Origin of the sequence: Variovorax sp. 350MFTsu5.1 (genome assembly GCF_048302515.1) — a bacterium.
GTDB lineage: Bacteria > Pseudomonadota > Gammaproteobacteria > Burkholderiales > Burkholderiaceae_C > Variovorax > Variovorax guangxiensis.
Map to the genome: position 1 here is coordinate 4,285,747 of NZ_CP157620.1, position 23,764 is coordinate 4,309,510.

Below are 23,764 nucleotides of genomic sequence, written 5' to 3' on the forward strand. Positions count from 1 at the left end.
GCCATTCGGGGCGACTAGGCAGGGTCAGCCTGCGAAGCCAGGCGTCCGGCCTGTGGCGACTGGATTTGCAACTGCGGTGGCGATGCCTGGCTGCTTCATACCGCCGGAAGCGATGCCGCTCATCACGCCGGTGATCGGCACGCCCATCGGGCCTAGCTTGGCACCGACCGCCTGGATCGCCATGCCGGTCGCCGCCTGGCTCGCCTGGCCGAGCAGCGCCTTGGCGCCGCCCTGCTGGATCGCCTGCGCCGCGCCCACGGCCTGCTGCGCGACGCCGGCCGCTTGCGTGACCTGGTTCAGCGCACTCGCCGCCTTGCTGCCCATGCCGGCCACGCCTGCGAGGGCTCCTGCGGCGCCGCCCGCAGAGCCGGCCAGTCCGGCAGCGTTGCCCACGAGGCCGGAGATGCCGGAGATGCCCGACACGCCCCCGCCCGCTCCGCCGGCGGCCGCGCCGGTTGCGCCTTTCGCCTTCCAATCCTCCGGCGTACCGTAATAGCTGCCTTCTTCCCAAGGGTCTCGCGGGTCCTTGCCGAACGTGACCTTGGCGGTGCCGATGGGCAGGCCCGACACCGTCGCGAAGCCGTTGCGGTCGAAGGTGCCGGCGTGCGTGCCGCCTTCCGAATCCACCACGGTGAAATCGCCCTGCGCCACGCCCTGGCGCTTTTCGCCGGTCGGCTTGATGTACTGGTGATAGAGGTCGAGCTGGCCCTTGGGCACCGGCGGCGGGTTGGGCAGCGCGGGCTTGCCGTCGTTGGCCGGCCCCACGAGGCTGTGGACGGCGGCATGCTCGCGCCATGTGCCGGCCGTGCCGTGCTCGATGCCGCCCGAGCTCCAGCGGCTGTAGCTGGAGCCGCCGTTGATGACCACTTCTTCCTTCGCCTGGATGGTGATCTTGTTGGCGGTCTGCGTGATGTTGAGCTTGGCCAGCACGTTGACGCTGTCCTTCAGCGCCTTGATGTCGATGTCCGCGCCCGCAGCCACGAGCCGCATGCCGGCCTTGGCGGCGAACATGCGGATCGCGCTCTGCACGCTGACCAGCATGCTCTTGCCCGCGCTCACGCTCGTATGACCGCCGCTGGTGAGCGCGGTGTGCTCGTTGCTCACGACGTGCGTCGAGCCCTGCGCCACGGTCTGCAGGCCCTTGGCGCTGGCCAGCGTCAGGTGCGACTCCTGGAACTCGGGGAAATCGCCCTGCTCGCGGTTGCCGCCCTGGCCCTTGATGGCGTCGTTCTGTTCCTTGATGCTCGTGGTGACTTCGTCCTGGTCGCCGGCTTCATGGGCCTGCGCGCCCTGGGCCAGGCCGCTGAGGCCTTCGTGCAGATCGCGCGCCTGCGTGAGGCGGCCCACCGTCTCGCCCATGTCGGTGGCATGCGCCTGCGCATTCGGCCGGGCCTCGGTGGTCACGAGCAGGCCCTTGCCCGAACGCAACACGCCATGCCCGTCGGTGCGCAGCTCGAAGCCCTGCCCGCGCGGCTCCTTGCGCCCTGCCGTGTCCTCGATGCGGCCGATGTGCCCCACGCTCAGCTGGCTGGACTGGTGGTCGCTGCGCAGCTGCGCCTGGATCTTGCCCTGCGTGTCGTCCAGCACGAGGTGGTTGCCGCGTCCGCCTCCGAGCTCCCGGCTGCGGATGCCCGACAGGTGCTTCTGCCCCGGCAGCTCCCACGACGGCATGGTGTCGGCGTTGTGCACGCAGCCAGTGACGATGGGGTAGTCGGGGTCGCCGTTGAGGAAGTCGACGATCACCTCCATGCCGACGCGCGGCACGCTGGTCATGCCGAAGGTGGCGCCGGCCCACGCGGTTGAAACGCGCACCCAGCAGCTGGAGTTCTCGTTGTCCTGTCCGAGGCGATCCCAGTGGAACTGCACCTTGATGCGCCCGTACTGGTCGGTCCAGATCTCCTCGCCCGCCGGGCCCACGACCATGGCGGTCTGCGGACCGCGCGTGCGCGGCTTGGGCGTGGTGCGCGGTGCGCGCCATGCGTAGCTGGTGGGCTGGGCCTCGAAGGCGAAGCGCTGCACGGAGCCTTCGGTCCCTTCCACGCCTTCGCTGGCCTGCAGGTTCTCCTGCAGGTGGTAGCTCACGCCCACGAGCAGGTACTGCTGGTTCTGGTCGGCCTTGGGGTGGCCGGTCAGGCGCAGGGTGTGGCCGGTGGCCAGCTCGCGCAGATTGGCACGGCCCGTGACGCGGCTGCGCTGGCTGAGCTGCTCCTCGTTGCGGATGCGCGCGTAGGTCTCGCCGTCGCCGTGCTGCACGAAACCGCCGGGCCATTCGTAGTTCTCGAAGGCGTCGTGGTCATGCCCCGGGGGCATCTGGCGCAGGTGCGAGAGTTCGGCCTTGGGCTTCTCGAAGTCGTAGTCGTCGTTGTAGTGATGGCCCGAGCGCACCTCCTCGGCGATCTCCCACGCGTAGATGCGCTCGCGCTGGCCCATGCCGGACTTCTCGAGCGGGTGGTAGCGCACCTCCTCGCCGCCGGGCAGCGGGCTGTGGGAATTGGCGATGTCGTCGGCGAAAACGAGCACGTGCTGGCTGGCCTCATGCCGGAAGTGGTAGTAGATGCCTTCGAGTTCGCACAGGCGCGAGACGAAGTCGAAGTCGCTCTCGTGGTACTGCACGCAGTAATCCCAGCGCCGGTAGTCGCCGCGGCTGAGCTTCTGCTCGATGGGATGGCCATAACGCCCGAGCACTTCCATGACGATCTCGGGAACGCTCTTGCCCTGGAAGATGCGGAAGTCGCTGCGCCGCGTGGCCAGCCACAGCCAGGGGCGAAGGCGCAGGCGGTAGAAGGAGTGGCGCGCATCCTCCTGCTGCAATCCGAAGCGGGTGGCGATACCGCCCAGGTACCTCACCCCGCCTTCGGTCTCCACCGACACGTTGCAGGCCTTGCCCAGCAGGCTCTTGGGGTCGATGGCGTTGCTGTTGCCCAGCAGTTCGACGTCGAAGGCGTACAGCTGGCTCAGCGCTTCGCGGCCTACCAGCTGGCGGAATTGCAGTGCCTCGCCTGCGGGCGTCTCGATATTGACGCGCCGGGTCATTGAGCCTCGGCTTGCAGATAAGACAAACCGCCTAATTGAAATTCAATTGATAAGAATATTGTTTGCAAATTGAGCGGCATGCTCACCTCCCTGATGCATATTTTCACAATTATTCTAAGTGTTGATTTATCGCAAGAACCAATGCGAAAAATAGACGATTCTTCGAATCAGCATAAAGTTCGCGATCCATGGCTGCCGGTGTCCGCAGTCACGCTGGTGAGATTCGAATGAATTACGGCGCCCTCCGAACCGGCCACCGGCCAATTGAGGCTGCGCCCCGCCTGCAAGCACATTCCGGGCAAGGGATCTGATTCGTGATTGGCGGTCTGGTCGAAATACTCGGAAACCAGTCCGAAATTGCGCTATTCCTCGTGCTCGCCATTGGCTATGCAGTGGGCCAGATCCGCTTCGGCCCCATTCAGCTCGGCGGCATCTGCGGCACATTGATTGCCGCCCTCGTCGTCGGCGCCGCAGGGAGGCGCTGTACCGTGAGCTCGGCCGCCGCCGGAAGTGGACCCCGATTCGGTCAGCCGCGTCGCCGAGGAAACCGGCATCGTGTGCTGCCGGGCGGGTGTCGCTGGCGAATCTCAACGAATACGACTACGCGAACACCGGGCGATCGCTGCGGAAGCTGGCTTCGGAGTACTTTGCGATGTTCGAGAAGGAGAACGGCAAGGGTGCCGCGAAGGCGGGGAAGACAGCGAAGACGGGAAAGACCGGCAGGAAGAAATAGGAGAAAGCAGCCTCCCCGCATCACTCACTGATCGCGGGAAGGCCGGAGCCTCTGCTTATGCCGGCTTGCGTGCCGTGAGCCACTGGGCAGGGGTCAGTGCTGCTGCCACGACGCGGACTTCGCCGATGTTGCCGAAGAAGCCATCGGCGCGCGCGCCGTCCCACGAGCCGCCGCCCACGACCCATGGCGAGGTGGCCGAAAGCGTGGCAAGGCCCGGAATGGCGGACGCATTGCGCAGCACCGGGGCTCCTTCCACGTACATGGTGGTGTCGTGCGACACGGGATCGTTCACGATCGCGATGTGCACCCAGCGGTCGGCAATGACCTCGCCCGACCAGTTGGCCTTGGGCGACCGGGTACCGGCAGGGCTCGGAGTTACTTCCCATTGCACTTCGCGCAGGCTCGAGATGGCGAACAGCATCGGAGGCGATTCGGGGTCTCCGCCCGAATAGCCGGCCAGGTCGCCGCGCTTGCCGTCGCGCGTCATGATGTTCATCCACGCCTGGTTGGCGCTGGTCCAGCTCTTGTCGATCTTGATGAATGCCTCGATGGTGTAGCCGTTCTCCAGCGTCTGCGCGTTGATCGGCGCCGCAGCATCGGTAAGGAAATAGCTCAGGCGAGGCGTGTTCTTGTTGGTATTCAGGAAACGTACCGACCCCGGCGCGGCCGAGAGGTAGTGACGGTCGTCCGTCCACACGATGTCGCCATCTGTCGCACCGACGACGCCCCCCTGATTCAGCGCATCGCGGTGCAGCGGATTGCTGCCCGCGACGTCGGCGATGACCGTGCCCGGCAGCACTGGCTGGTTGGCCGTGCCGCCGAAGAAGCGCCAGTGCGCCAGCGTGTTCGCGACCTTGGGGTAGTCGTCCGAATTCGTGGCCGGCCGCTGCACGAGCGTCGCCGGTTCCTTGTAGTTCGCAAGGATCATCGCGCGGGCCTTGTCCACCAGCGAGCCTTCGATGGTGGCGCTGCCGGCACCGAAGCTCTTGTTGAAGCCTGAGAAGCGCTGGGCGAAATCCATGTCGATGGTGAAGGCCTCGTTGGCAGTGGTGAGCACCGCCTGGTCGAAGCTGTTGAGCGTGGCCGCCGGCTTCTGCGGAACCCACGGCGAGAACGACAGCACCTTGATCTTCTTGTTGGTCAGGTCGAACTCGTACAGGCGCATGAGGCCGTTGCCGCCCTGGTAGGCCATCTGGTAGTCGACCACCATCTCCTCGACCTTGCGGCCGAAGTCGTTGATCTTCGTGAGGTGCGCGGCGCCATGGTGGTGGCCGTTGAGCGTCATGAAGATCTGGTCGTTGTCGCGGATCAGCTTCTCCCACAGCATCTTGCCGTAGTCGGTTTCGAGCGGGCTCGTGCCATCGGGCGCGATGTTGAGCAACTGGTGGTTCACCAGGATCACCGGCAGCGTCGGGTTCTTCCTGATCACCTGGCGGGCCCATGCAATGCCGGCATCGGAAATGCGCCACGACAGCGACAGCACCATGAACTTCTGGCCCTGGGCTTCGAACACGTGGTACTCGTGGAAGCCGCTGGTGTCGCGCTCGCCGAAGGTGGCCTGCTTCTTCGCGCGCTCGGTGCCGAACCACTGGATGTAGGGTTCGTTGGCAGGGGTGCGGTCCTTGTCGGTGCCGCCGACTGAATCGACGCTGTAGTCGACGTCCCTCAGCACGTCGTGGTTGCCGGCCAGCACGCTGTAGGGCAGCTTCGCATCTTCAAGGATCTTCATGGCGGCATCGGCAACCTTCCACTGGTCGGGCTTGCCGACCTGGTCGACCACGTCGCCGAGGTGGATGGTGAAAGGTATGTTCAGTCCCTTGGCGTTGTCGGCGATCCACTTCGTCTGCGCTGCGAAAGGAGCGCTGCCGAAGCGCTTGTTGTACTGGTCGCTTTCGGCCGCCGTGGCATAGCGCGCATAGAACTGCGTGTCGGGCATCACAGCGATCGAGAAGCTCGAGATCTTGGCGGCTGCCGCGGGCGGAGCGGGCGTTGCCGCCGGCGCGGGCGCCGGTGCAGGCGTCGAAGCCGGGAATGGACCGAGAGCCGGCCCGTCGCCTCCACCGCCGCCGCATGCCGCGAGCAAGGCGCCGCTGCTGCCGACCGTCAGAAGCGAAGCCCCGAGCTTCAGCACCTGGCGGCGCGGCGGCGTGTTGTTGTCGTTGTTCTGTTCTGAGGCGTTCGATGCGGCAGGAGCAAGGAGACGCGGCGTGCGTGCGCCGCGCGAGTCGTCTGAAACGGACATGAGAAATTAGGAGAAAAGATTACGGAGCGCGCAGCGTAAAAATCCGCGGTGACGTGGGCATGTAAGGCCCATGACACTTTGTCGGGAGATCAGGAGGTCCTGACCGCGCGCTCCATCCGATCCAACTTCATCACCCGCCACGCACACACACTGCCAAGCACCGCCAGCAGGGCCGCAGCTGTAAACATCGTGCGATATCCAAACGCCTGCGCGACAGCACCACCGAGCAGAACACCCAGCACGCCACCGAAGCCATAGCCGATAACCGTGAACAGCGCCTGCCCTCGCCCGCGCAGATGGCCGGGGAATCGGCGCGAGACCACCGCGATGCAGGTCGTGTGGTGCGCCGCGAAGCTCAGCGCGTGAAGCCACTGCGCCACGACGAGCGCCGCGATCCAACCGCCCAGGCCCGCAGTCAACCCGAGCCGCGCGACGGCCGCGATGCCGCACACCAGCATCCAGCGCGGCATCGGCATCAGGCCGATGAGCCTGCCCTGCAGGAAGAACCACACGATCTCCGCCACCACCGACAGCGCCCACAGCAGGCCGATGGTGCTCTTTCCGTAGCCGATCGAATCGAGGTACAGCGAGAAGAACGCGTACACCGAGAAGTGCGACATCACCTGGAAGAAGAGCGACGCGAAGAACCACTGCACCGAGCGGTTGCGCAGCACAGGTCCGATGGGCTCCTTCACCGTGCCGTGCGCGGCCGGAGGCTCGCGAACGTCGGGCAGCTTCATCGTCGCGATCAGCACGATGGCAAGCGTGCCCGCAGCCCATGCCGGAAAGTGCTTCATGCCGAAGCGGTCGAACCACTCCCCCGCCACGAACACCGTGAGCAGGAAACCGGCCGAGCCGCACAGCCGGATGCGGCCGTAGCGCCCCCAGTCGCCGGCCACCAGTTGCGCCATAGCGGCCTCGGTGAGCGACATCATCGAGCTGGTGTGGGTGAACATCACGAGCAGCACCAGCGCGAGCCACCATGCACCGCCGTGCCACCAGAGACCGAAGGAACTGGCCAGCGCCACCGCCGCACTGAAGCGCAGCAGCTTCACGCGCTGCCCGGTGTGGTCGCTGAGCGCGCCCCATGCATAGGGCGCGAACACGCGCGTGATCGACTGCACCGAAGCCAGCAGGCTGATGGTGAAGATCGGCAGCCCCAGGTCCTTCAGCCAGAGCGGCAGGTAAGGATTGAAGAAACCGATGTGCGCGAAATAGCTGGCCGACAGACCAGCGAATGCCAGCAGGTGGCCGCGCCTGGCGGCGGCCACTGGTGGCGGCTCGGACACTAGAGGAAGGACGCCTGCGGCGACGCGGCTTCTGTCTTGCTGCCCTGGGGCCCCTGTGGCACATCGCCGCACTGCGCGCGGTTGCGCAGCACGTGCTCGATCACCACCAGCGCCAGCATCGCCTCGGCGATGGGCGTGGCGCGGATGCCCACGCACGGATCGTGGCGGCCCTTGGTGACGACCTCGACCGGGTTGTTGTGGATGTCGATGGACTGGCGCGGGCTGATGATCGAGCTGGTGGGCTTGATCGCGATGCTCACGTCCAGGTCCTGCCCCGAGCTGATGCCGCCGAGGATGCCGCCCGCGTTGTTGGTGACGAAGCCCGTGGGCGTGATCGAGTCGCCGTGCGTGGTGCCGCGCTGGGTGACGCTGTCGAAGCCGGCGCCGATTTCCACCGCCTTCACCGCGTTGATGCCCATCATCGCGTAGGCGATCTCGGCGTCGAGCTTGTCGAAGAGCGGCTCGCCCAGACCCACCGGGACGTTCGAGGCGGTCACGCGGATGCGCGCGCCGCACGAATCGCCGGCCTTGCGCAGGCGGTCCATGTAGTCCTCCAGCGCGCTCACGTCGGCGATGGGGGCGAAGAAGGGGTTGTTGGGTACGTGGTCCCAGCTCTCGAAGGGAATGGCGATCTCGCCGATCTGCGTCATGCAGCCGCGGAACACCATGCCGTACTTCTCGGCCAGCCATTTCTTGGCGACCGCGCCGGCCGCGACCATGGGCGCGGTCAGCCGTGCCGAGGAACGCCCGCCGCCGCGAGGATCGCGGATGCCGTACTTCTTCCAGTAGGTGAAGTCGGCGTGGCCCGGGCGGAACTGCTGGGCGATCTGGCCGTAGTCCTTGCTGCGCTGGTCAGTGTTCTGGATCAGCAGCGCGATGGGGGTGCCGGTGGTCTTGCCTTCGTACACGCCCGAGAGGATCTGCACGGCGTCGGGCTCGTTGCGCTGGGTGACGTGGCGGCTGGTGCCGGGGCGGCGGCGGTCCAGGTCGCCCTGGATGTCAGCTTCGCTGAGTTCCATGCCCGGGGGGCATCCGTCGATGACGCAGCCGATGGCCGGGCCATGCGACTCGCCGAAATTGGTGACCGCGAAAAGAGTTCCGAAGGTGTTGCCGCTCATGGCGGGGATTATCCCGCCAAAGCGCTCCCCTCTCAGTCGGTCGTGCTTTCGAGCCGTTTGGACAGGGCCGCCACCTGCAGCTCGATGGCGAAGAGCCGCTCGTTCAGCACCGCCGTCTGGAGCCGGATCGCCTCGATGAGGGCCTTGGTCTGCGGGTCGGGGGCCTTGTCGCCCAGTTCGGCCAGGTCGTGCAGCTTCTTGCGCAGTTCGTTGCTCATGGAAGGGGCTCCGGTGGTCGCGTCGTGGAAGCCCCAGTATGGGGTTTCATCAGCGCTCCGGCAATGCGGCGGCACTCGGGGAATCCACGGGGAGCGCCTGCCCGGCGCCACCCGCCCCGCGCAGCCGGATCGCCACCAGCCCGGCCACGAACAGCAGCACTGCGGCACAAACGCCCGCCGTGAGCCGCATACCGCGCATCAGGGCATCGCGGCCCGCGTCGAGCAGTTCAACGCCTGCGCTCCCGCCGATCTGCCCGGCCAGCGCGACCGCGCCACCCAGCGTGCTGCGGGCGGCTTCCACCTCCGAAACGCCCGCCAGACCCGCGGGCACGGCATCGGCCATGGTGCCGCGGTAGATCGCGGCGCCGATGGCCCCGAGGATCGCGATCCCCAGCGCCCCGCCGAATTCGGAGCTGGTCTCGGAGATCGCCGAGGCCACGCCCGCGCGCTCCGGAGGCGCGCTGCCCACCACCAGGTCGGTTGCCAGCGTGAATACTGGCGCCAGCCCGAGCGAGGAGACGACCGCGCTACACACCATCCAGGCCAGCCCGTCCTGCGCGGGCAGCACGGCCAGCATGCCGAAGCCCAGCGCCGCCACTGCCAGCCCGCCGCCCATCACGAAGGCCGGCCGCATGCGCCGCACCAGCGCCGGAACGACCATGGAGCCGACGATGAAAGCGCCCGCCCCCGGCATGCTCCAGAGGCCGGCATGCAGGGGCGAGAGGCCCAGCACCAGCTGCAGGTACTGGGCGTTGTAGAGGAAGATGCCGAACATCACGAAGCAGGCCAGCATGTAGGCGCCGAGCGAGACGGTGAAGGCCGGCAGGCGGAACAAGCCCAGGTCGATCATCGGGTCGACCAGCCGCTGCTGCCGACGCACGAACACCCATCCCAGGGCCAGGCCCAGCGCGATAGACAGCGCGGGCACCACGTCCGGCCCATGCTCGGCGATCTGCTTGACGCCGTAGATCACCGGCAGCACCGCGCCCAGCGAGAGCGCCACGCTGGCAAGGTCGAGCCCGGCCGCGTCGGGGTCGCGGTATTCGGGCAGCAGCAAGGGCCCGAGCACCAGCAGCAGCACCATCACCGGCACGCCGATCAGGAACACCGAGCCCCACGGAAAGAACTGCAGCAGCACGCCGCCCAGCACCGGGCCGATGACGGCACCGGCCGAATAGCTCGAGATCCACACGCCGATGGCGATGGTGCGCTGCCCCGGATCGAGGAACATGTTGCGGATCAGCGAGAGCGTGGACGGCGCCAGCGTCGCGCCCGCCACGCCGAGCAGCGCCCGCGTGGCGATGAGCATGCTGGCGCTGGTCGAGAACGCCGCAAGCACCGAGGCGACGCCGAACGCCGCCGCGCCGATCAGCAGCAGGCGCCGCCGGCCGATGCGGTCGCCCAGCGTGCCCATGGTGACCAGCAGCCCGGCCACGAAGAAGCCGTAGATGTCGACGATCCACAGCAGCTGCGAGGCCGTGGGCTTGAGCTCTTCGCTGATCGACGGGATCGCGAGGTTCAGCACCGTGAGGTCCATCGAATAGAGCATGCAGGGCAGCGCTATGACGGCGAGGCCGATCCACTCGCGCATCGTGGCGCGGGCCGGCGGCGGGGTGTTCTTCATTCGTTACGTGGCGAAAGGTCTCAGGCGGCGAGGTTCAGCCAAGCCTCCAGCTTGACGAGCGCACCGGTCCAGCCGTGGTTGTGGGCGTCGCGCGCGGCTTCGTCGAAGAACTGTTCGTGCAGCAGCACCAGCTCGCAGCCCTCGGCATCAGGCTCGATGCGCAGCGTGACGCGCGACTCTCGCTCCGGCGTGCTGCGCCAGGCCCAGCTGAAGACCAGCTTGCGGTTCGGAACAACCTCGAGATACGTGCCGCTCACGTCGTGCGTCTCACCGTCATTGGCGAGCATGGCGACCCGGAAGCGGCCGCCCACGCGCAGGTCGACCTCGGCGATCGGCACCGAGACGATTTCCTCTGGGCCGAACCAGAGCTTCAGCGCTTGCGGGTCGGTCCACGCGCGCCAGACCTTGTCGGGCGAGACGCGGAAGTGCCGCCTGAGGGTGAGCGAGGGGCGCTCTGCGCAGCCGGCGGAAGGGTTCTCCATTCGGTCTCCTCCTGGTGATAGAGAAAGCGCGCCAGTGCATCGAGACGCCCGGCCCAGAACTTCTCGTAGCGAGACAACCACACGGCGGCCTCCTGCATGGGCCGGGGCGAGAGTTCGCAGCGCACGATGCGGCCCTCCTTCGTGCGGGAGATCAGGCCGGCGTCTTCCAGCACGCGCAGGTGCTTCATGAAACCGGTGAGGGACATGTCGTGCGGCTCGGCCAGTTCGGTCACGCTGAGGCTGCGTTCGCCAAGGGCTTCGAGCACGGCGCGCCGCGTGGAATCGGAGAGCGCAGCAAAGACTGCGTCGAGCGCATCGCTGTCGGGTCGGGTTGCTGACTGAACCATGCGGTTGAGTATCTGGAAGGCCCTCGGTGCCGTCAAGCCACTTCACGTCATGCGACGATGCGCAGCGATCAAGCCCATCCAGCACCGACAGAGGAAGCCCCAATGACCGAACTGCGCCAGCCCTATCCCCCCATCGCGCCCTACGAAAGCGGCATGCTCGACGTGGGCGACGGCCACCAGATCTACTACGAGCGCTGCGGCACGCCCGGTGCCAAGCCGGCGGTGTTCCTGCATGGCGGCCCCGGCGGCGGCATCTCGCCGGAGCACCGGCGCCTGTTCGATCCGGCACGGTACGACCTGACGCTCTTCGACCAGCGCGGCTGCGGCCGCTCGCTGCCGCACGCGGGTCTGGAGGCCAACACGACATGGCATCTGGTCGCCGACATCGAGCGCCTGCGCGAGCGCGCGGGCGTCGACAAGTGGCTGGTGTTCGGCGGCTCCTGGGGTTCGACGCTCGCCCTCGCCTACGCCCAGAAGCATCCGGAGCGCGTGAGCGAACTGGTGCTGCGCGGCATCTACACCGTGACCCGGGCGGAACTCCAGTGGTACTACCAGTTCGGCGTGTCGGAGATGTTCCCCGACAAGTGGGAGAAGTTCCAGGCGCCCATACCCGAGGCCGAGCGCGGCGACATGATCGCCGCCTACCGCAAGCGGCTCACCGGCGACGACCCGGTGGCGCAGATCGAGGCGGCACGTGCCTGGAGCGTGTGGGAGGCCGAGACCATCACCCTGCTGCCCAGTCCGGCGATTGCCGCGGCACATGGCGAAGATCATTTCGCGCTGGCCTTCGCACGGCTGGAAAATCACTATTTCGTACATGACGCCTGGCTGGAACAAGGCCAGCTGCTGCGCGATGCGCACCGGCTGCACGGCACCCCCGGCGTGATCGTGCACGGCCGCTACGACATGCCCTGCCCCGCGCGCTATGCCTGGGCGCTGCACAAGGCCTGGCCGGAGGCGGAGTTCCACCTGATCGAGGGCGCTGGGCACGCCTACTCGGAGCCCGGCATCCTCGACCGATTGCTTCGCGCGACCGACGGTTTCGCAAGCCGCTGAATCGCTCGCGGCCGGCCCAGCCCGGGAACGCTTTATGCGTGTTGCACCGCAACACCCACCACCTGCGAAGGAGCGCCCCATGCTGGACCGTACCGCCACCCAGTTCTCCCATGTGAAGCCCGGTGACACCGAGTTCGTATCGGGTGGTTTGCGTGACTTCTTCCTCTATCGCGACCTGGGCATCGCCGAAGCCACCAACGGCAAGGTGATCGCGCATCTGGTCAAGGCCAACATGGCACCGGAAACGGGCACCGGCTGGCACCGCCATGAGGCGGACTTCCAGATCGTCATCATGGTCAAGGGCTGGGCCCGCTTCATGTACGAAGACAAGGAAACGCTGGTCGAGGCCGGCGACGTGGTGCACCAGCGCCCGGGCATCCGGCACTTCCTGTTCGACTACTCGCCCGACATGGAGTACCTGGAGATCGTCTCGCCGGCGGACTTCAAGAGCCTCGATGTGGAGCCGGTGTGCGAGGTGCCGGCGCCGACGCCCTGGAAGTAGCAGCTTCGCGCTCCACGACCCGCCACTTTCCGCACAACCCCTAAACTCCCTCGGCTCACCAGACTGATAACAACCGAGGAGAGAGAACTTGCGTCTTCAAACCACCCGCCTGACGGCCGGCGTGCTGCTCGCGTGCGCCGCTTTCGTGGCGCAGACCAGCCAAGCCGCATCGCCGACCACCACCCCGTCCGCTCCATCGACTCAGGCATCGACGGCCAGTTCGCTCGAAGCCGAACAGGACGCCGCGTTCAAGGCCGCCAAGGCCGTGCAGAAGGTCGGCCCCGTCGACATCACACTGCGCGACCAGGCCCACCTGCACCTGCCCGCGGGCTACGTGTGGGTGCCGACGCCCGCCGCCGCGCAGCTCATGCGCAGCATGGGCAACCGCACCGACGACACCTTCGTCGGCGCGATCTTCCCCGCCGACGACGCCGACTGGATGGCGGTGGTGAAGTTCGTGAAGGAGGGCTACATCAAGGACGACGACGCCAAGGACTGGAACGCCGACGACCTGCTCAAGAGCCTGAAGGAAGGCACCGAGGCCGCGAACGAGGAACGCGCCAAGCGCGGCATTCCTTCGATCGAGGTGACCGGCTGGGCGCAGAAGCCGCAGTATGACGCATCCTCGCACCGCCTCGTGTGGTCGGCCCTGTCGAAGCGCAAGGGCAGCACCGACGGCAACCAGGGCGTCAACTACAACACCTACGCGCTGGGCCGCGAGGGCTACCTGAGCCTGAACCTCATCACCAACGCGAAGGACCTGGACAAGTACAAGCCCGACGCGAGCAAGCTCCTCGGTGCGATCCAGTACGACGACGGCAAGAAGTACGCCGACTTCAACTCGTCCACGGACAAGGTCGCCGCCTACGGCCTGGCCGCGCTGGTGGCCGGCGCGGCGGTGAAGAAGCTGGGCCTGTTCGCGATCATCGCGGCCTTCCTCGCCAAGTTCGCGAAGCTGGCGGTGGTGGCCGGCGGCGCGGCGCTCTGGGGCATCGCGAAGCTGTTCAAGCGCAACGGCTGACGGCCGTGGCGTTCAGCTTCCCTTGAACCTGGGCGCTCGCTTCTCCACGAAGGCGGCCACGCCCTCGCGCGCATCGGCGCTGGCTGCACGCTCGCGCAGCAGCCTGTGCTCCAGCGCAAGGTGCTGCTCGAAGGGCCGGCCGGGCGCGCCGGCGCAGAGCTGCTTGATGCCGGCGAAAGATGCGCTCGCACCATGCGCGAGCCGGGCCACCAACGCTTCGGTGGCGGCCGCGAGTTCGTCATCCGGATGCAGCGCATCGACCGCGCCCCACGCAAGGCAGCGCTGGCTGTCGATGGAGTCGCTGAGCATCAGCAGCTGCTGTGCACGCACCGGCCCCACACGGCGCGCAAGGAAGTACGACGCGCCCGCATCCGGCGAAAGCCCGATGGCCGCATAGCCCGTACGCAGCTTCATCGATTCCGCGGCGAGCACGAAGTCGCCGCACAGCGCCAGCCCCACGCCCGCGCCGCCGACGGATCCGTTCACCGCGACGACCAGCGGCGCGGGGTTGTTCGACAGTCGCAGCAGCGCCGGGTGCAACCGGTCCAGGATCTCGTCGACCAGCGACGGCAGCGCTTCGCCGGCCGCCACGAACTCGTCGATGTCTCCACCGGCGCAGAACACGCGGCCTTCTCCGGTCAGCAGGATGACGCGCGGCTTGCCCGCCAGCACTTCGTCGATGGCCCGCACCAGCGCGCGGCCGCTGCGAACACCTATCGCGTTGGCGCGCTCCGGCCGCTTCAGCACGATGCGGCCGATGCTCGCCTCCACACCCCAGGCGATGCCTTCGGCGGTCTGCATGCTCAGATGCCCGTCAGGCCGCCGCTGCACATCAGCGTCTGGCCGCTCACATAGTCCGACTCGGGCGCGCACAGGAGGTACACGGCGCCGGCCGCCTCCTCGGGCGTGCCGCCGCGCCCCAGCGGAATCGACTGCTCCATCATCGCCAACAGCCCCGGGTTGATGCCGACCTTGATCTCTCGGCCCTCGATGTTCGCGGTGGACGCCTCGGCGGTGCTGGCCGTCAGCCGCGTCTGGATGAAGCCGAAGGCCACGCAATTGACCGTCACGTTCATGCGGCCCCACTCCTTGGCCAGCGTCTGCGTGAGTCCGACGATGCCCGCCTTGCCCGCCGCGTAGTTCGCCTGCCCCGCATTGCCGAACAGCCCCGCCACCGACGAGATGTTGACCACCTTGCGCACCACGCGCCGGCCCGCCTCGGTCTCGGCCTTCGACAGCGCGCGGATCACCGGCTGCGCCGCGCGCAGGATGCGGAACGGCGCGGTCAGGTGCACGTCGATCATGGCGTACCACTGCTCGTCGGTCATCTTCTGCACCACGCTGTCCCAGGTGTAGCCGGCGTTGTTGACGATGATGTCGAGCCCCTTGAACTCGCTCACCGCCGTGCCGACGAAGCGCTCCGCGAAATCGGGCGCGGCCACGCTGCCGGTGCATGCCACCGCCTGGCCGCCGGCCGCACGTATTTCCTGCACTGTTTCTTCCGCCGGCTGTGCGTCGAGATCGTTGACGACGATGCGCGCGCCTTCCGACGCGAGCTTGAGCGCGATGGCCCGGCCGATGCCGCGGCCCGAACCGGTGATGAGGGCGACCTTGCCGTCGAGCTTGGGTGTCATGTCTGCGTTCTTTCCTTGTCGTGTTGATTCAGCGCAGCGCGATGAGCGCCTCGCCGGCGATGCGCGTCTGCCCGTATTGATTGGCGCTGTGCACTTCCACGCGCACGCAACGCTCGCCTTCGTGCTCCAGCTTCTCGACCACGCGCCCGCCGCAGCGCACCGCGTGCCCCAGGTGCGTGATGCCCTGGAAGCGCACGTCGAAGCGGCGCAGCTGCGACTGCGGCGCCCACTGCGTGAGCAGCCTGCCCAGCCAGGCCATGCCCAGCATGCCCTGCGCGAACACGTCGGGCATGCCGGACTTGCGCGCGAAGTCGGTGTCGATGTGGATGGGGTTGTGGTCGCCGGACGCGCCCGCGAACAGTGCGAGCGTGGTGCGGTTCACGGGCGGCAGCTGCAGCGCGGGCAGCTCGTCGCCGACGTTCACGGCGTCGTAGGTCGGTGCGGTCATCGGTGCAGGCTCCTTCGTCAATGGCGGCAGACGATCACCGAGCGCAGCTCGGCCACCAGCTCGTCGCGCTGATTGGTGGCGCGCGATGTCTTGACGACGAATTCGAGCGCGCCGTTCTTCTTGTCGTAGATGTCGGTGATGGTGGAACGCACCGTCACGGTGTCGCCCACGCAGGCCGGCCGGTGGTAGCTGAAGCCCTGCTCGCCGTGCAGCAGCTTCGACAGCGGAATGCCCAGGCCGGCCAGCAGCCGGTCGGAGGCGCCCGAGTCCAGCTCGGCCGCGAACAGGAAGGTCGGCGGCGCGGGCAGGTCGGGGTAGCCGGCGTCGCGCGCGGCGGCGGCATCGGTGTAGACGGGGTCGGTCTCGCCGATGGCTTTGGCGAAGAACTGCAGCCGGCTTCGCTCGATGGGCAGCACCGATGCTGGCAGTTCGTGGCCGATCCACTTCCTGTCGATCATCTGGCAGCCCTTCTCTCAGACGCGCTCGTAGAGCGTGACCACGCAGGCGCCGCCCAGCCCGAGGTTGTGCTGCAGCGCGAGCCGCGCGCCCTCCACCTGCCGCTTTTCTGCCGTGCCGCGAAGCTGCTGGACCAGCTCCGTGCACTGCGCCAGCCCCGTCGCGCCGAGCGGGTGTCCCTTCGACAGCAGCCCGCCCGACGGGTTGGTGACGACCTTGCCGCCATAGGTGTTGTCGCCGTCCACCACGAACTTCTCCGCGCCGCCCACCGGGCACAGGCCCAGCGCCTCGTAGCTCAGCAGCTCGTTGTGCGCGAAGCAGTCGTGCAGTTCGACCACGTCGACGTCCTGCGGCCCGACGCCTGCCGCGTCGTACACCTTCTGCGCGGCCTCCTGCGCCATGCTGAAGCCGACCACCTCGCGCATGTCGCGGCTCTCGAAGGTGATGGGGCGGTCGGTGGTCATGGCCTGCGCCTTGATGCGCACGCTGCGGTCCAGCCCGTGGCGTTCGGCGAAACGGGGAGAACAGACGATGGCCGCCGCCGCACCGCAGGTGGGCGGACAGGCCATCAGGCGCGTCATCACGCCGGGCCACATGACGGGCGCGGCCATCACCTCTTCTTCGGTGACGACGGTGCGGAACAGCGCCACGGGGTTGTTCGCCGCGTGGCGGCTGGCCTTGGCGCGGATCTTCGCGAAGGTCGACATCTGCGTGCCGTACTGCTGCATGTGCTCCAGGCCTGCACCGCCGAAGTAGCGCAGCGCGAGCGGCACCTGCTCGTTGCCGACCAGCTCGTCGGTGATGTTCTCGAAGTGGTCGAAGGGGCTGGGCCGGTCGTTGAACACCGCGCCGAGCGCGCCGGGGCTCATGTGCTCGAAGCCCAAAGCCAGCACGCAGTCGGCAGCGCCGCTGGCCACCGCCTGGCGCGCGAGGAACAAAGCCGTCGAGCCGGTCGAGCAGTTGTTGTTGACGTTGACGACCGGAATGCCCGTCATGCCCACTTCGTAGAGAGCGCGCTGGCCGGCGGTGGAGTCGCCGTACACGTAGCCCACGTAGGCTTGCTGCACCAATTCGTAGCCGATGCCGGCGTCCTTCAGAGCTGTGTTCGTGGCCTGTGCGGCCATCTGGGGATAGGGCTGGTTCGCGCCCGGCTTGGTGAACGGGATCATGCCGACTCCGACCACGTGAACGTCTTGACTCATGAAAGGCTCCTTGTCTGGAAGTTCGAAAAGAAAGGTAGAGCGGGCTCAGGCCACGCTGCGCTGCCGGCCCTGCCAGAAGGGCTCGCGCAGCTTGGTCTTGAGCACCTTGCCTGCGCCCGAGAGCGGCAGCGCATCGACGACGGCCACGCTGCGCGGGCACTTGTAGCCGGCGATCAGCGTCTTGCAGTGGGCGATCAGCTCCTCGGGCTGCACGCCCTGCCCCGGCTTGAGCACCAGCACGGCATGCACCGCCTCGCCCCACTCTTCGCTGGGAATGCCGATGACGGCGCAGGCAGCCACCGCGGGATGCTGGTTGATGGCGTTCTCGACCTCGGCCGAGTAGACGTTCTCGCCGCCGCTGATGATCATGTCCTTCATGCGGTCGACCACGAAGATGAAGCCGTCGTCGTCCATGTAGGCGCCGTCGCCGGTGTGCATCCAGCCGTCGCGCAGCGCGGCCGCCGTCTGCTCCGGCTTGTTCCAGTAGCCCTGCATCACGTTGGGCCCGCGCACCACCACCTCGCCGACGGTGCCGCGCGGCACCTCCTTGTCGTCGGCATCGACCACGCGCACTTCCATGCACACGCTGGCGCGCCCCGCCGAGCGCAGCTTGCCGCGCTTGCGGCCCTCCGCCGTGTGGAAGTAGGCCGGGTTGAGCGTCGCAATGGGCGAGAGTTCGGTCATGCCGTAGGCCTGCACGAAGCCCACGCCCGGAAATGCGTCCATCGCGCGGTTGAGCACCGCCTCGGAGATCGGCGAGGCGCCGTAGGTGATGTTCTTCAGGCTGCTCAGGTCGCGCGGCTGTCGCATCGCGGAGTGGTCCACCAGCATCTGGATCATGGTGGGCACCAGCAGCAGGCTGGTCACGCGGTCGCGCTCGATGGTGTCGAGCACGCCCTCGGGCGTGAACATGGGAATGATGGCGTGCGCGTTGCCCGTGAACCAGTGCGGCGTGGCCAGCCCCATGTCGGCCAGGTGGAACATGGGCGCGGCATGCAGGTAGCAGCCGTCGGCCGGTGCCAGCCCTTCCGCTTGCGCAGCGAGCGCCGAGCTGCAGATGTTGGTGTGGCTCAGCATCACGCCCTTGGGAAAGCCGGTGGTGCCACCGGTGTAGAAGATGCCGGCCAGGTCCTCGCCGCGGCGCACGGCGTCGGGCACCGGTGCCGCCGCGTCGATCAGGCCCTCGTAGCTGTGCATGCCGGCGGGCACGGGCCCGTCGCCGCAGTAGACGACCTCGCGCAGGCTCTTCGACTGGCCGCGCATCTGCTCGACGACCGCGCGGAAGGTCTCGTCGACCAGCAGGATGCCCGAGCCCGAGTCTTCCAGCGAGTACAGGATCTCGGCGGCCGACCAGCGGATGTTGCACGGGTTGAGCACGCCGCCGCCCCAGGGCACGGCCATCTGGTATTCCAGGTAGCGGTCGGAGTTGAGCGACAGCATGGCGACGCGGTCTCCCGCCTGCATGCCCAGCCGCTGCAGCGCGCCGGCCAGGCGGGCGACGCGTTCGGCAAAGTCGCGGAATGTCCGGGCACGGCCGGCGAAACGCACGGCAATGGCGTCGGGGCGCTGCTGCACGGCCCGGTGAAGGCCCTGGGTCAGGTACATGGGTTTGTCTCCGTCTCGTTCTTGTGCAGACGCATGGTAGAAATCCAGCCGCCGCCCGGCGATTGCACTTCGCTTCGATCGCATGGCAGAAAAGGTCAATCGACACAGACATGCTGCAGCCGCCCGTCACCATCCCGATCGCCTTCGTCCTCGGCATGCTGTCGGGCATCCGTGCGCGGCCCGGCGAGGCGCTGGTGGACGTGGAAAAGGCGCTGGAAGACGCGGGCATCGCCCCGGCACTCCTCGACGAGGCTGCAGCCCGCGTCACGGCCGAGCAGTACGTGGCCCTCTTCGCGCTGCTGATGGAGCGCATGGACGACGAGGCGCTGGGTTTTCTCACTCGGCGCCTGCGCTGCGGCAGCTTCGCGCTGATGACGCGCTCCACCCTGGGCGCGCGCACCTTCGAGGTGGCGCTGCGCCGCGTGGCCCGCACATTCGACCTGCTGCAGGACGACCTCTCGCTGGTGCTGCTGCACGACGGCCCCCTCGCGGGCTTCGGGCTGCGGCTGAACATCCAGCCGCCCAAGCACCAGAACTTTTTGCACGAGCTGATGCTGCGGGTGTACTGGCGGCTCTTCGCCTGGCTGCACGGCGGCCGGCTGCAGGCTCGCCGCTTCGACTTCGGCTTCGAGCCGCCGCCCTATGCCGACGGCTACGCCAAGGTGTTCCCGGGCCCGCTGCAGTTCGGCCAGCCCCTGTCGGCCGTGTGGTTCGACGCCGCCGCGCTCGACACGCCGGTACACCGCGACGCGCAGGAGATCCAGGCCTTCCTGGCGGCCTCTCCGGCCAACGTGATCCTGCCCCGGCTGGCCGAGCAGGCAGTGAGCGCAAAGGTGCGCGCGGTGCTGCAGCAGCACCGCCCGGCATGGGCCGACCTCGCCACCACCGCGAGCGTGCTGCACATGTCGGTCAGCACGCTGCAGCGGCACCTGGCCACCGAGGGCACATCATTCCAGGCGCTGAAGGACCAGCTGCGGCGCGACCTCGCCATCGTGCGGCTCAACACCAGCACCGTGCCCCTCGCGGCGCTGGCCGACGAGCTGGGATTTGCCGACAGCGCGGCCTTCCAGCGGGCCTTCAAGGCATGGACCGGCGGCGCGCCGGGCTCGTACAGGCGACGCCAGCAGGCCGATTGAGTTTTCAGGACTTTCCGGAATTACAGCCATCCGCGCGACAATCCCGCGCATGGCCAACTCTTCCGATCTCCCGCCCCTCAACCGCCAGTTCGTCGCCCATTTCGGCGAAATGGGCAGCAAGTGGGGCATCAACCGCACAGTCGGGCAGATCTACGCGCTGATCTTTCTCTCGGAGCGCGCACTCAACGCCGACGAGATCGCCGAACTGCTCGAGTTCTCGCGCTCCAACGTCAGCATGGGCCTGAAGGAACTGCAGGCATGGCGGCTGGTGCACCTGCGGCATCACCCCGGCGACCGGCGCGAATACTTCGAGGCACCTTCCGACGTGTGGGAAATCTTCCGCGTGCTGGCCGAGGAGCGCCGCCGCCGCGAGATCGAACCCACGCTCTCGATGCTGCGCAACGCGCTGCTCGAATCGCCCCGCAGCGACGCCGAACGTCACGCGCAGGAGCGCATGCGCGAGATGCACGACCTGATCGACCGGCTGATGAAATGGTTCGACGACGTGCAGCGGCTCGCGCCCGAGACCGCCATGAAGCTCATGGGCATGGGCGCGACGGTGACGAAGGTGCTGACGCTGAAAGACCGCATCACCGGCGGCGCGGCGTCGAAAAAGAAGGCTGCCGAGTAAGCCGGCCGCCCTCTTCCGGGGGCTACAGCCGCTCCTGCCCCGATGACGGCTCGGGCGTCCCGAGCTTGGCCTTGCGGACGGCCTCGTCGTCCATCAGCTCGTACCACATGGCGTTGAGCACGGCGAATGCGGCCGCCAGCGGCAGGCCGAGAATCCAGGCGAAGTACCACATCTTCGATTCCTCCTTTGATTGGTCAGTAGGCGTGGCCGCTCTCGTCGCGGATCGCCTGTTCGTCGACCTTGCCCCACAGCACGCGGTAGACCCAGCTCGTGTAGGCCACGATCAGCGGAATGAAGACGGCCGTGACCACCAGCATGATGAACAGCGTGAGGTGGCTCGATGACGAGTCCCATACCGTGAGGCTGGCGCGCGGATCGATGGACGACGGCAGGATGAACGGGAACATCGAGGCGCCCACGCTGAGGATGATGCCGGCGATGCCGAGCGCAGCCGCGAGCAGCGCGAGCACCGGGCGGCGCAGCGCGAGCCCCAGCAGCGCACCGAGCGCGCCGACGAAGCCGGCCGCCGGAGCCGCCAGCGTCCATGGGTGCGCCGCGTAGTTGGCGGTCCACGCGCCCGCATGCAACTCGACCGTCTTCAGCAGCGGGTTCGAAGGCCCCGTCGCGTCGATCACGCTGCTGATGCGAAAGCCGCCGATGCTCGTGGCCAGCAGCACCCCTGCCAGCGCGTAGAGCACCACGGTGAGCACGGCGGCAACCATGCCGTAGGTGCGCGCACGCTCGGCCACCGGCCCGGCGGTCTTCAGCAACAGCCACGCGGCGCCGTGCATCACCAGCATCGCCACGGACACCAGCCCGCACAGGATGGCGAACGGATTCAGCAGGCCGAAGAAGCTGCCGTCGTAGAAGATGTGCATGTCGGGGTTGAAGCGGAACGGCACGCCCTGCAGCACGTTGCCCACGGCCACGCCACAGATCAGCGCCGGCACGAAGCCGCTGAAGAACAGCACCCAGTCCCAGCGCGCGCGCCATTGCGGCGACTCGCGCTTGCTGCGGAACTTGAAGGCCACGGGCCGCAGGATCAGCGCCGTGAGGATCACGAACATCGCCAGGTAGAAGCCCGAGAAGGAGACGGCGTAGAGCTGCGGCCATGCCGCGAAGATCGCGCCGCCGCCCAGGATCAGCCAGACCTGGTTGCCCTCCCAGACCGGGCCGACGCTGTTGATGACGACGCGGCGCTCGATGTCGTTGCGCGCGGCGAAGGGCAGCAGCATGCCGCTGCCCAGGTCGAAGCCGTCGGTGACGGCGAAGCCCACCAGCAGCACGCCGATCAGCAGCCACCAGATGAAGCGCAGGGTGTCGTAGTCGAGAAGTGTGTGAAGGATCATGCTGCGCTCCCGGTGGATGGCGTTGCGATGGCCGCGCCCGCGTGGGCCGGCGGAATGTGCGAGAGCGTGTCGCCCTCGTCGGGCGCGTGCTCGGCCTGCGGCCCCTTGCGGATGGCCTTGAGCATGAGCTTCATCTCGATGACGAGCAGCGCGGTGTAGATCGCGATGAAGCCCGCCAGCGTGAGCAGCAGCGTCTTCACGCCGAGGTTCGACACGGCCACCGCGGTCGGCAGAACGCCCTCGATCACCCACGGCTGGCGCCCGAACTCCGCCACCAGCCAGCCCGACTCGATGGCGATCCACGGCAGCGGGATCGCGAACACGGCGAGCTTCAGCAGCCAGCGGTGGCTGTCGAGCCTGCGGCGCGCGGAGAGCACGAAGAAGGTGCCGGTCAGAACGATCAGCAGCACGCCGATGCCCACCATCACGCGGAACAGCCAGAAGAGCGGCGCCACCTGCGGCACGGTGTCCCACGCGGCCTTGGCGATCTGCTCGTCGGTGGCCTGGCGCGGGTCGTCCACGTAGCGCTTGAGCAGCAGCGCGTAGCCCATGTTGATGCCGTTGTCCTCGAAGTCGCCGCGCACGCCCTGCGTCACCTTGTCGGTGCCGCCGGCCTCGCGGATCTTCTGCAGCGCGTCGTAGGCCTTGATGCCTTCGCGGATGCGCACCTCCGCGCGCTTCACCAGTTCGTCGATGCCGGGCATGACGGTGTCCAGCGAACGCGTGCCGATGAGGCCCATCACGCCAGGAATGTGGATCGCGTAGTGCGTCTCGCGAGCCTCCTGGTCGGGGAAGCCGACCACGGTGAAGGCGGCGGGCGCGGGCTGCGTCTCCCACATGGCCTCGATGGCGGCCAGCTTCATCTTCTGGTGCTCGCCCGAGAGATAGCCGCTCTCGTCGCCGAGCACCGCCACGGAGAGCGCTGCGGCCAGGCCGAACGAGGCCGCGACCGTCATCGAGCGCTTGGCGAGTTCGAGGTGACGCCCCTTGAGCACGTACCACGCAGAAACGCCGAGCACGAACACCGCCGCGCACACATAGCCCGCCGACACGGTGTGGACGAACTTGGCCTGCGCGACCGGGTTGGTCAGCACCGCGGCGAAGTCGGTCACTTCCATGCGCATGGTCTGCGGATTGAAGGCCGCGCCCACCGGGTTCTGCATCCAGCCGTTCGCGATGAGGATCCACAGCGCCGAGAAGTTGGAGCCGATGGCCACCGCCCAGGTGGAGATCAGGTGGCCCACCTTCGAGAGCTTGTCCCAGCCGAAGAAGAACAGCCCGACAAAGGTGGCCTCCATGAAGAAGGCCATCAGACCCTCGATGGCCAGCGGCGCGCCGAAGATGTCGCCGACGTAGTGGCTGTAGTAGCTCCAGTTCATGCCGAACTGGAACTCCATCACGATGCCGGTGGCGACACCCATCGCGAAGTTGATGCCGAAGAGAACACCCCAGAATTTCGTCATGTCGCGCCAGATCACGCGGCCGGTCATGACGTAGACCGTCTCCATGATGGCGATGATGATCGAGAGTCCGAGCGTCAACGGCACGAACAGGAAGTGGTACAGCGCCGTGACGGCGAACTGCAGGCGCGATAGCGCGACGATGTCGAGGTCCATGGGGGTTCTTCCTTTGTGTTCC

Annotated in this window: 22 protein-coding genes and 1 pseudogene; 6 read left to right on the forward strand and 17 right to left on the reverse strand. The window is 67.5% G+C overall.

Going from position 1 to position 23,764, the window contains the following annotated elements; translation table 11 throughout:
- Window positions 1-24: 24 nt before the first annotated feature.
- Complete coding sequence (locus ABL843_RS19520; protein ID WP_418116949.1) at window positions 25-3,033, reverse strand: type VI secretion system Vgr family protein; 3,009 nt, start codon at window positions 3,031-3,033, stop codon at window positions 25-27.
- Window positions 3,034-3,347: 314 nt separating this feature from the next.
- Between ABL843_RS19520 and ABL843_RS19525 the strand changes: the two are divergent.
- Window positions 3,348-3,515 (forward strand): annotated as a pseudogene (locus tag ABL843_RS19525) (hypothetical protein); the annotation flags it as partial.
- A 306-nt stretch (window positions 3,516-3,821) separates the two neighbouring features.
- Here the strand turns inward: ABL843_RS19525 and ABL843_RS19530 are convergent.
- The 7 genes from ABL843_RS19530 to ABL843_RS19560 all read right to left on the reverse strand — a co-directional run bounded on the left by ABL843_RS19530 (window position 3,822) and on the right by ABL843_RS19560 (window position 11,086).
- Window positions 3,822-6,008, reverse strand: coding sequence for a LamG-like jellyroll fold domain-containing protein (locus ABL843_RS19530; protein WP_418116951.1), 2,187 nt, complete (start codon window positions 6,006-6,008; stop codon window positions 3,822-3,824).
- A gap of 89 nt (window positions 6,009-6,097) precedes the next feature.
- Window positions 6,098-7,297 carry an MFS transporter gene (locus ABL843_RS19535; protein WP_184636803.1) on the reverse strand — a complete coding sequence of 400 codons (1,200 nt, stop codon included), beginning with the start codon at window positions 7,295-7,297 and terminating at the stop codon, window positions 6,098-6,100.
- Entirely contained in the window at window positions 7,297-8,415 is a 1,119-nt protein-coding gene (gene aroC / locus ABL843_RS19540) for a chorismate synthase (RefSeq protein WP_418116953.1), read from the reverse strand. The genes ABL843_RS19535 and aroC overlap by 1 nt, the downstream gene beginning before the upstream one ends.
- Before the next feature lie 32 nt (window positions 8,416-8,447).
- Window positions 8,448-8,633 carry a hypothetical protein gene (locus ABL843_RS19545; RefSeq protein ID WP_126021843.1) on the reverse strand — a complete coding sequence of 62 codons (186 nt, stop codon included), beginning with the start codon at window positions 8,631-8,633 and terminating at the stop codon, window positions 8,448-8,450.
- Between the two features lie 49 nt (window positions 8,634-8,682).
- The gene (locus tag ABL843_RS19550; RefSeq protein WP_418116955.1) at window positions 8,683-10,257 is read right to left on the reverse strand and encodes an MFS transporter; all 1,575 of its coding nucleotides are present in this window, start codon (window positions 10,255-10,257) and stop codon (window positions 8,683-8,685) included.
- Window positions 10,258-10,277: 20 nt separating this feature from the next.
- Window positions 10,278-10,739, reverse strand: coding sequence for an SRPBCC family protein (locus ABL843_RS19555; protein WP_418116956.1), 462 nt, complete (start codon window positions 10,737-10,739; stop codon window positions 10,278-10,280).
- Window positions 10,628-11,086 carry an ArsR/SmtB family transcription factor gene (locus ABL843_RS19560; RefSeq protein ID WP_418116957.1) on the reverse strand — a complete coding sequence of 153 codons (459 nt, stop codon included), beginning with the start codon at window positions 11,084-11,086 and terminating at the stop codon, window positions 10,628-10,630. The genes ABL843_RS19555 and ABL843_RS19560 overlap by 112 nt, the downstream gene beginning before the upstream one ends.
- 102 nt (window positions 11,087-11,188) lie before the next feature.
- Here ABL843_RS19560 and pip point away from each other — a divergent pair, with 102 nt between their 5' ends.
- The 3 genes from pip to ABL843_RS19575 all read left to right on the forward strand — a co-directional run bounded on the left by pip (window position 11,189) and on the right by ABL843_RS19575 (window position 13,665).
- On the forward strand, window positions 11,189-12,142 hold the full coding sequence (pip, locus tag ABL843_RS19565) for a prolyl aminopeptidase (protein ID WP_418116959.1): 954 nt from the start codon (window positions 11,189-11,191) through the stop codon (window positions 12,140-12,142).
- A gap of 79 nt (window positions 12,143-12,221) precedes the next feature.
- Window positions 12,222-12,644 (forward strand): cupin domain-containing protein, encoded by a 423-nt coding sequence (locus ABL843_RS19570; protein ID WP_418116960.1) that lies wholly within the window; start codon window positions 12,222-12,224, stop codon window positions 12,642-12,644.
- 88 nt (window positions 12,645-12,732) lie between these two features.
- Complete coding sequence (locus tag ABL843_RS19575; RefSeq protein ID WP_418116962.1) at window positions 12,733-13,665, forward strand: DUF2167 domain-containing protein; 933 nt, start codon at window positions 12,733-12,735, stop codon at window positions 13,663-13,665.
- A 12-nt stretch (window positions 13,666-13,677) separates the two neighbouring features.
- Here the strand turns inward: ABL843_RS19575 and ABL843_RS19580 are convergent, their stop codons facing one another.
- The 6 genes from ABL843_RS19580 to ABL843_RS19605 are packed head-to-tail and all read right to left on the reverse strand — an operon-like array spanning window position 13,678 to window position 19,010.
- A complete protein-coding gene (locus ABL843_RS19580) occupies window positions 13,678-14,466 on the reverse strand; it encodes an enoyl-CoA hydratase/isomerase family protein (RefSeq protein WP_418116963.1) in 789 nt (262 codons plus the stop codon).
- Between the two features lie 2 nt (window positions 14,467-14,468).
- Window positions 14,469-15,299: an SDR family NAD(P)-dependent oxidoreductase gene (locus ABL843_RS19585; RefSeq protein WP_019658647.1), complete on the reverse strand. Its 831-nt coding sequence runs from the start codon at window positions 15,297-15,299 to the stop codon at window positions 14,469-14,471.
- A gap of 28 nt (window positions 15,300-15,327) precedes the next feature.
- Window positions 15,328-15,747, reverse strand: a complete 420-nt coding sequence (locus tag ABL843_RS19590) for a MaoC family dehydratase (RefSeq protein ID WP_418116964.1) — start codon at window positions 15,745-15,747, stop codon at window positions 15,328-15,330.
- Window positions 15,748-15,764: 17 nt separating this feature from the next.
- A complete protein-coding gene (locus ABL843_RS19595; protein ID WP_184636781.1) occupies window positions 15,765-16,205 on the reverse strand; it encodes a MaoC family dehydratase N-terminal domain-containing protein in 441 nt (146 codons plus the stop codon).
- A 15-nt stretch (window positions 16,206-16,220) separates the two neighbouring features.
- Window positions 16,221-17,405, reverse strand: coding sequence for a lipid-transfer protein (locus ABL843_RS19600; protein WP_418116965.1), 1,185 nt, complete (start codon window positions 17,403-17,405; stop codon window positions 16,221-16,223).
- Between the two features lie 45 nt (window positions 17,406-17,450).
- Window positions 17,451-19,010 carry a long-chain-fatty-acid--CoA ligase gene (locus ABL843_RS19605; protein WP_418116966.1) on the reverse strand — a complete coding sequence of 520 codons (1,560 nt, stop codon included), beginning with the start codon at window positions 19,008-19,010 and terminating at the stop codon, window positions 17,451-17,453.
- Window positions 19,011-19,120: 110 nt separating this feature from the next.
- Here ABL843_RS19605 and ABL843_RS19610 point away from each other — a divergent pair, with 110 nt between their 5' ends.
- Window positions 19,121-20,146, forward strand: coding sequence for an AraC family transcriptional regulator (locus ABL843_RS19610; protein WP_418116968.1), 1,026 nt, complete (start codon window positions 19,121-19,123; stop codon window positions 20,144-20,146).
- Between the two features lie 49 nt (window positions 20,147-20,195).
- Window positions 20,196-20,777, forward strand: a complete 582-nt coding sequence (locus ABL843_RS19615; RefSeq protein WP_184636773.1) for a GbsR/MarR family transcriptional regulator — start codon at window positions 20,196-20,198, stop codon at window positions 20,775-20,777.
- Between the two features lie 22 nt (window positions 20,778-20,799).
- On the opposite strand, the gene cydX is transcribed toward ABL843_RS19615, so the two are convergent.
- From cydX to ABL843_RS19630, 3 genes are read right to left on the reverse strand one after another with little or no spacing between them, the layout of a single operon-like run.
- Complete coding sequence (gene cydX / locus ABL843_RS19620) at window positions 20,800-20,949, reverse strand: cytochrome bd-I oxidase subunit CydX (protein ID WP_093201312.1); 150 nt, start codon at window positions 20,947-20,949, stop codon at window positions 20,800-20,802.
- 22 nt (window positions 20,950-20,971) lie between these two features.
- Complete coding sequence (gene cydB, locus ABL843_RS19625) at window positions 20,972-22,126, reverse strand: cytochrome d ubiquinol oxidase subunit II (RefSeq protein WP_418116970.1); 1,155 nt, start codon at window positions 22,124-22,126, stop codon at window positions 20,972-20,974.
- Window positions 22,123-23,742: a cytochrome ubiquinol oxidase subunit I gene (locus ABL843_RS19630; protein WP_418116971.1), complete on the reverse strand. Its 1,620-nt coding sequence runs from the start codon at window positions 23,740-23,742 to the stop codon at window positions 22,123-22,125. The genes cydB and ABL843_RS19630 overlap by 4 nt, the downstream gene beginning before the upstream one ends.
- Window positions 23,743-23,764 lie beyond the last annotated feature (22 nt).

Excerpts from the sequence above, each read along its gene's own strand:
- ABL843_RS19520 (WP_418116949.1), bottom strand. The coding sequence starts at position 3,033 with ATGACCCGGCGCGTCAATATCGAGACGCCCGCAGGCGAGGCACTGCAA.
- ABL843_RS19530 (WP_418116951.1), bottom strand. The coding sequence starts at position 6,008 with ATGTCCGTTTCAGACGACTCGCGCGGCGCACGCACGCCGCGTCTCCTT.
- aroC (WP_418116953.1), bottom strand. The coding sequence starts at position 8,415 with ATGAGCGGCAACACCTTCGGAACTCTTTTCGCGGTCACCAATTTCGGC.
- ABL843_RS19545 (WP_126021843.1), bottom strand. The coding sequence starts at position 8,633 with ATGAGCAACGAACTGCGCAAGAAGCTGCACGACCTGGCCGAACTGGGC.
- ABL843_RS19550 (WP_418116955.1), bottom strand. The coding sequence starts at position 10,257 with ATGAAGAACACCCCGCCGCCGGCCCGCGCCACGATGCGCGAGTGGATC.
- ABL843_RS19555 (WP_418116956.1), bottom strand. The coding sequence starts at position 10,739 with ATGGAGAACCCTTCCGCCGGCTGCGCAGAGCGCCCCTCGCTCACCCTC.
- ABL843_RS19560 (WP_418116957.1), bottom strand. The coding sequence starts at position 11,086 with ATGGTTCAGTCAGCAACCCGACCCGACAGCGATGCGCTCGACGCAGTC.
- pip (WP_418116959.1), top strand. The coding sequence starts at position 11,189 with ATGACCGAACTGCGCCAGCCCTATCCCCCCATCGCGCCCTACGAAAGC.
- ABL843_RS19570 (WP_418116960.1), top strand. The coding sequence starts at position 12,222 with ATGCTGGACCGTACCGCCACCCAGTTCTCCCATGTGAAGCCCGGTGAC.
- ABL843_RS19580 (WP_418116963.1), bottom strand. The coding sequence starts at position 14,466 with ATGCAGACCGCCGAAGGCATCGCCTGGGGTGTGGAGGCGAGCATCGGC.
- ABL843_RS19585 (WP_019658647.1), bottom strand. The coding sequence starts at position 15,299 with ATGACACCCAAGCTCGACGGCAAGGTCGCCCTCATCACCGGTTCGGGC.
- ABL843_RS19590 (WP_418116964.1), bottom strand. The coding sequence starts at position 15,747 with ATGACCGCACCGACCTACGACGCCGTGAACGTCGGCGACGAGCTGCCC.
- ABL843_RS19595 (WP_184636781.1), bottom strand. The coding sequence starts at position 16,205 with ATGATCGACAGGAAGTGGATCGGCCACGAACTGCCAGCATCGGTGCTG.
- ABL843_RS19600 (WP_418116965.1), bottom strand. The coding sequence starts at position 17,405 with ATGAGTCAAGACGTTCACGTGGTCGGAGTCGGCATGATCCCGTTCACC.
- ABL843_RS19605 (WP_418116966.1), bottom strand. The coding sequence starts at position 19,010 with ATGTACCTGACCCAGGGCCTTCACCGGGCCGTGCAGCAGCGCCCCGAC.
- ABL843_RS19610 (WP_418116968.1), top strand. The coding sequence starts at position 19,121 with ATGCTGCAGCCGCCCGTCACCATCCCGATCGCCTTCGTCCTCGGCATG.
- ABL843_RS19615 (WP_184636773.1), top strand. The coding sequence starts at position 20,196 with ATGGCCAACTCTTCCGATCTCCCGCCCCTCAACCGCCAGTTCGTCGCC.
- cydX (WP_093201312.1), bottom strand. The coding sequence starts at position 20,949 with ATGTGGTACTTCGCCTGGATTCTCGGCCTGCCGCTGGCGGCCGCATTC.
- cydB (WP_418116970.1), bottom strand. The coding sequence starts at position 22,126 with ATGATCCTTCACACACTTCTCGACTACGACACCCTGCGCTTCATCTGG.
- ABL843_RS19630 (WP_418116971.1), bottom strand. The coding sequence starts at position 23,742 with ATGGACCTCGACATCGTCGCGCTATCGCGCCTGCAGTTCGCCGTCACG.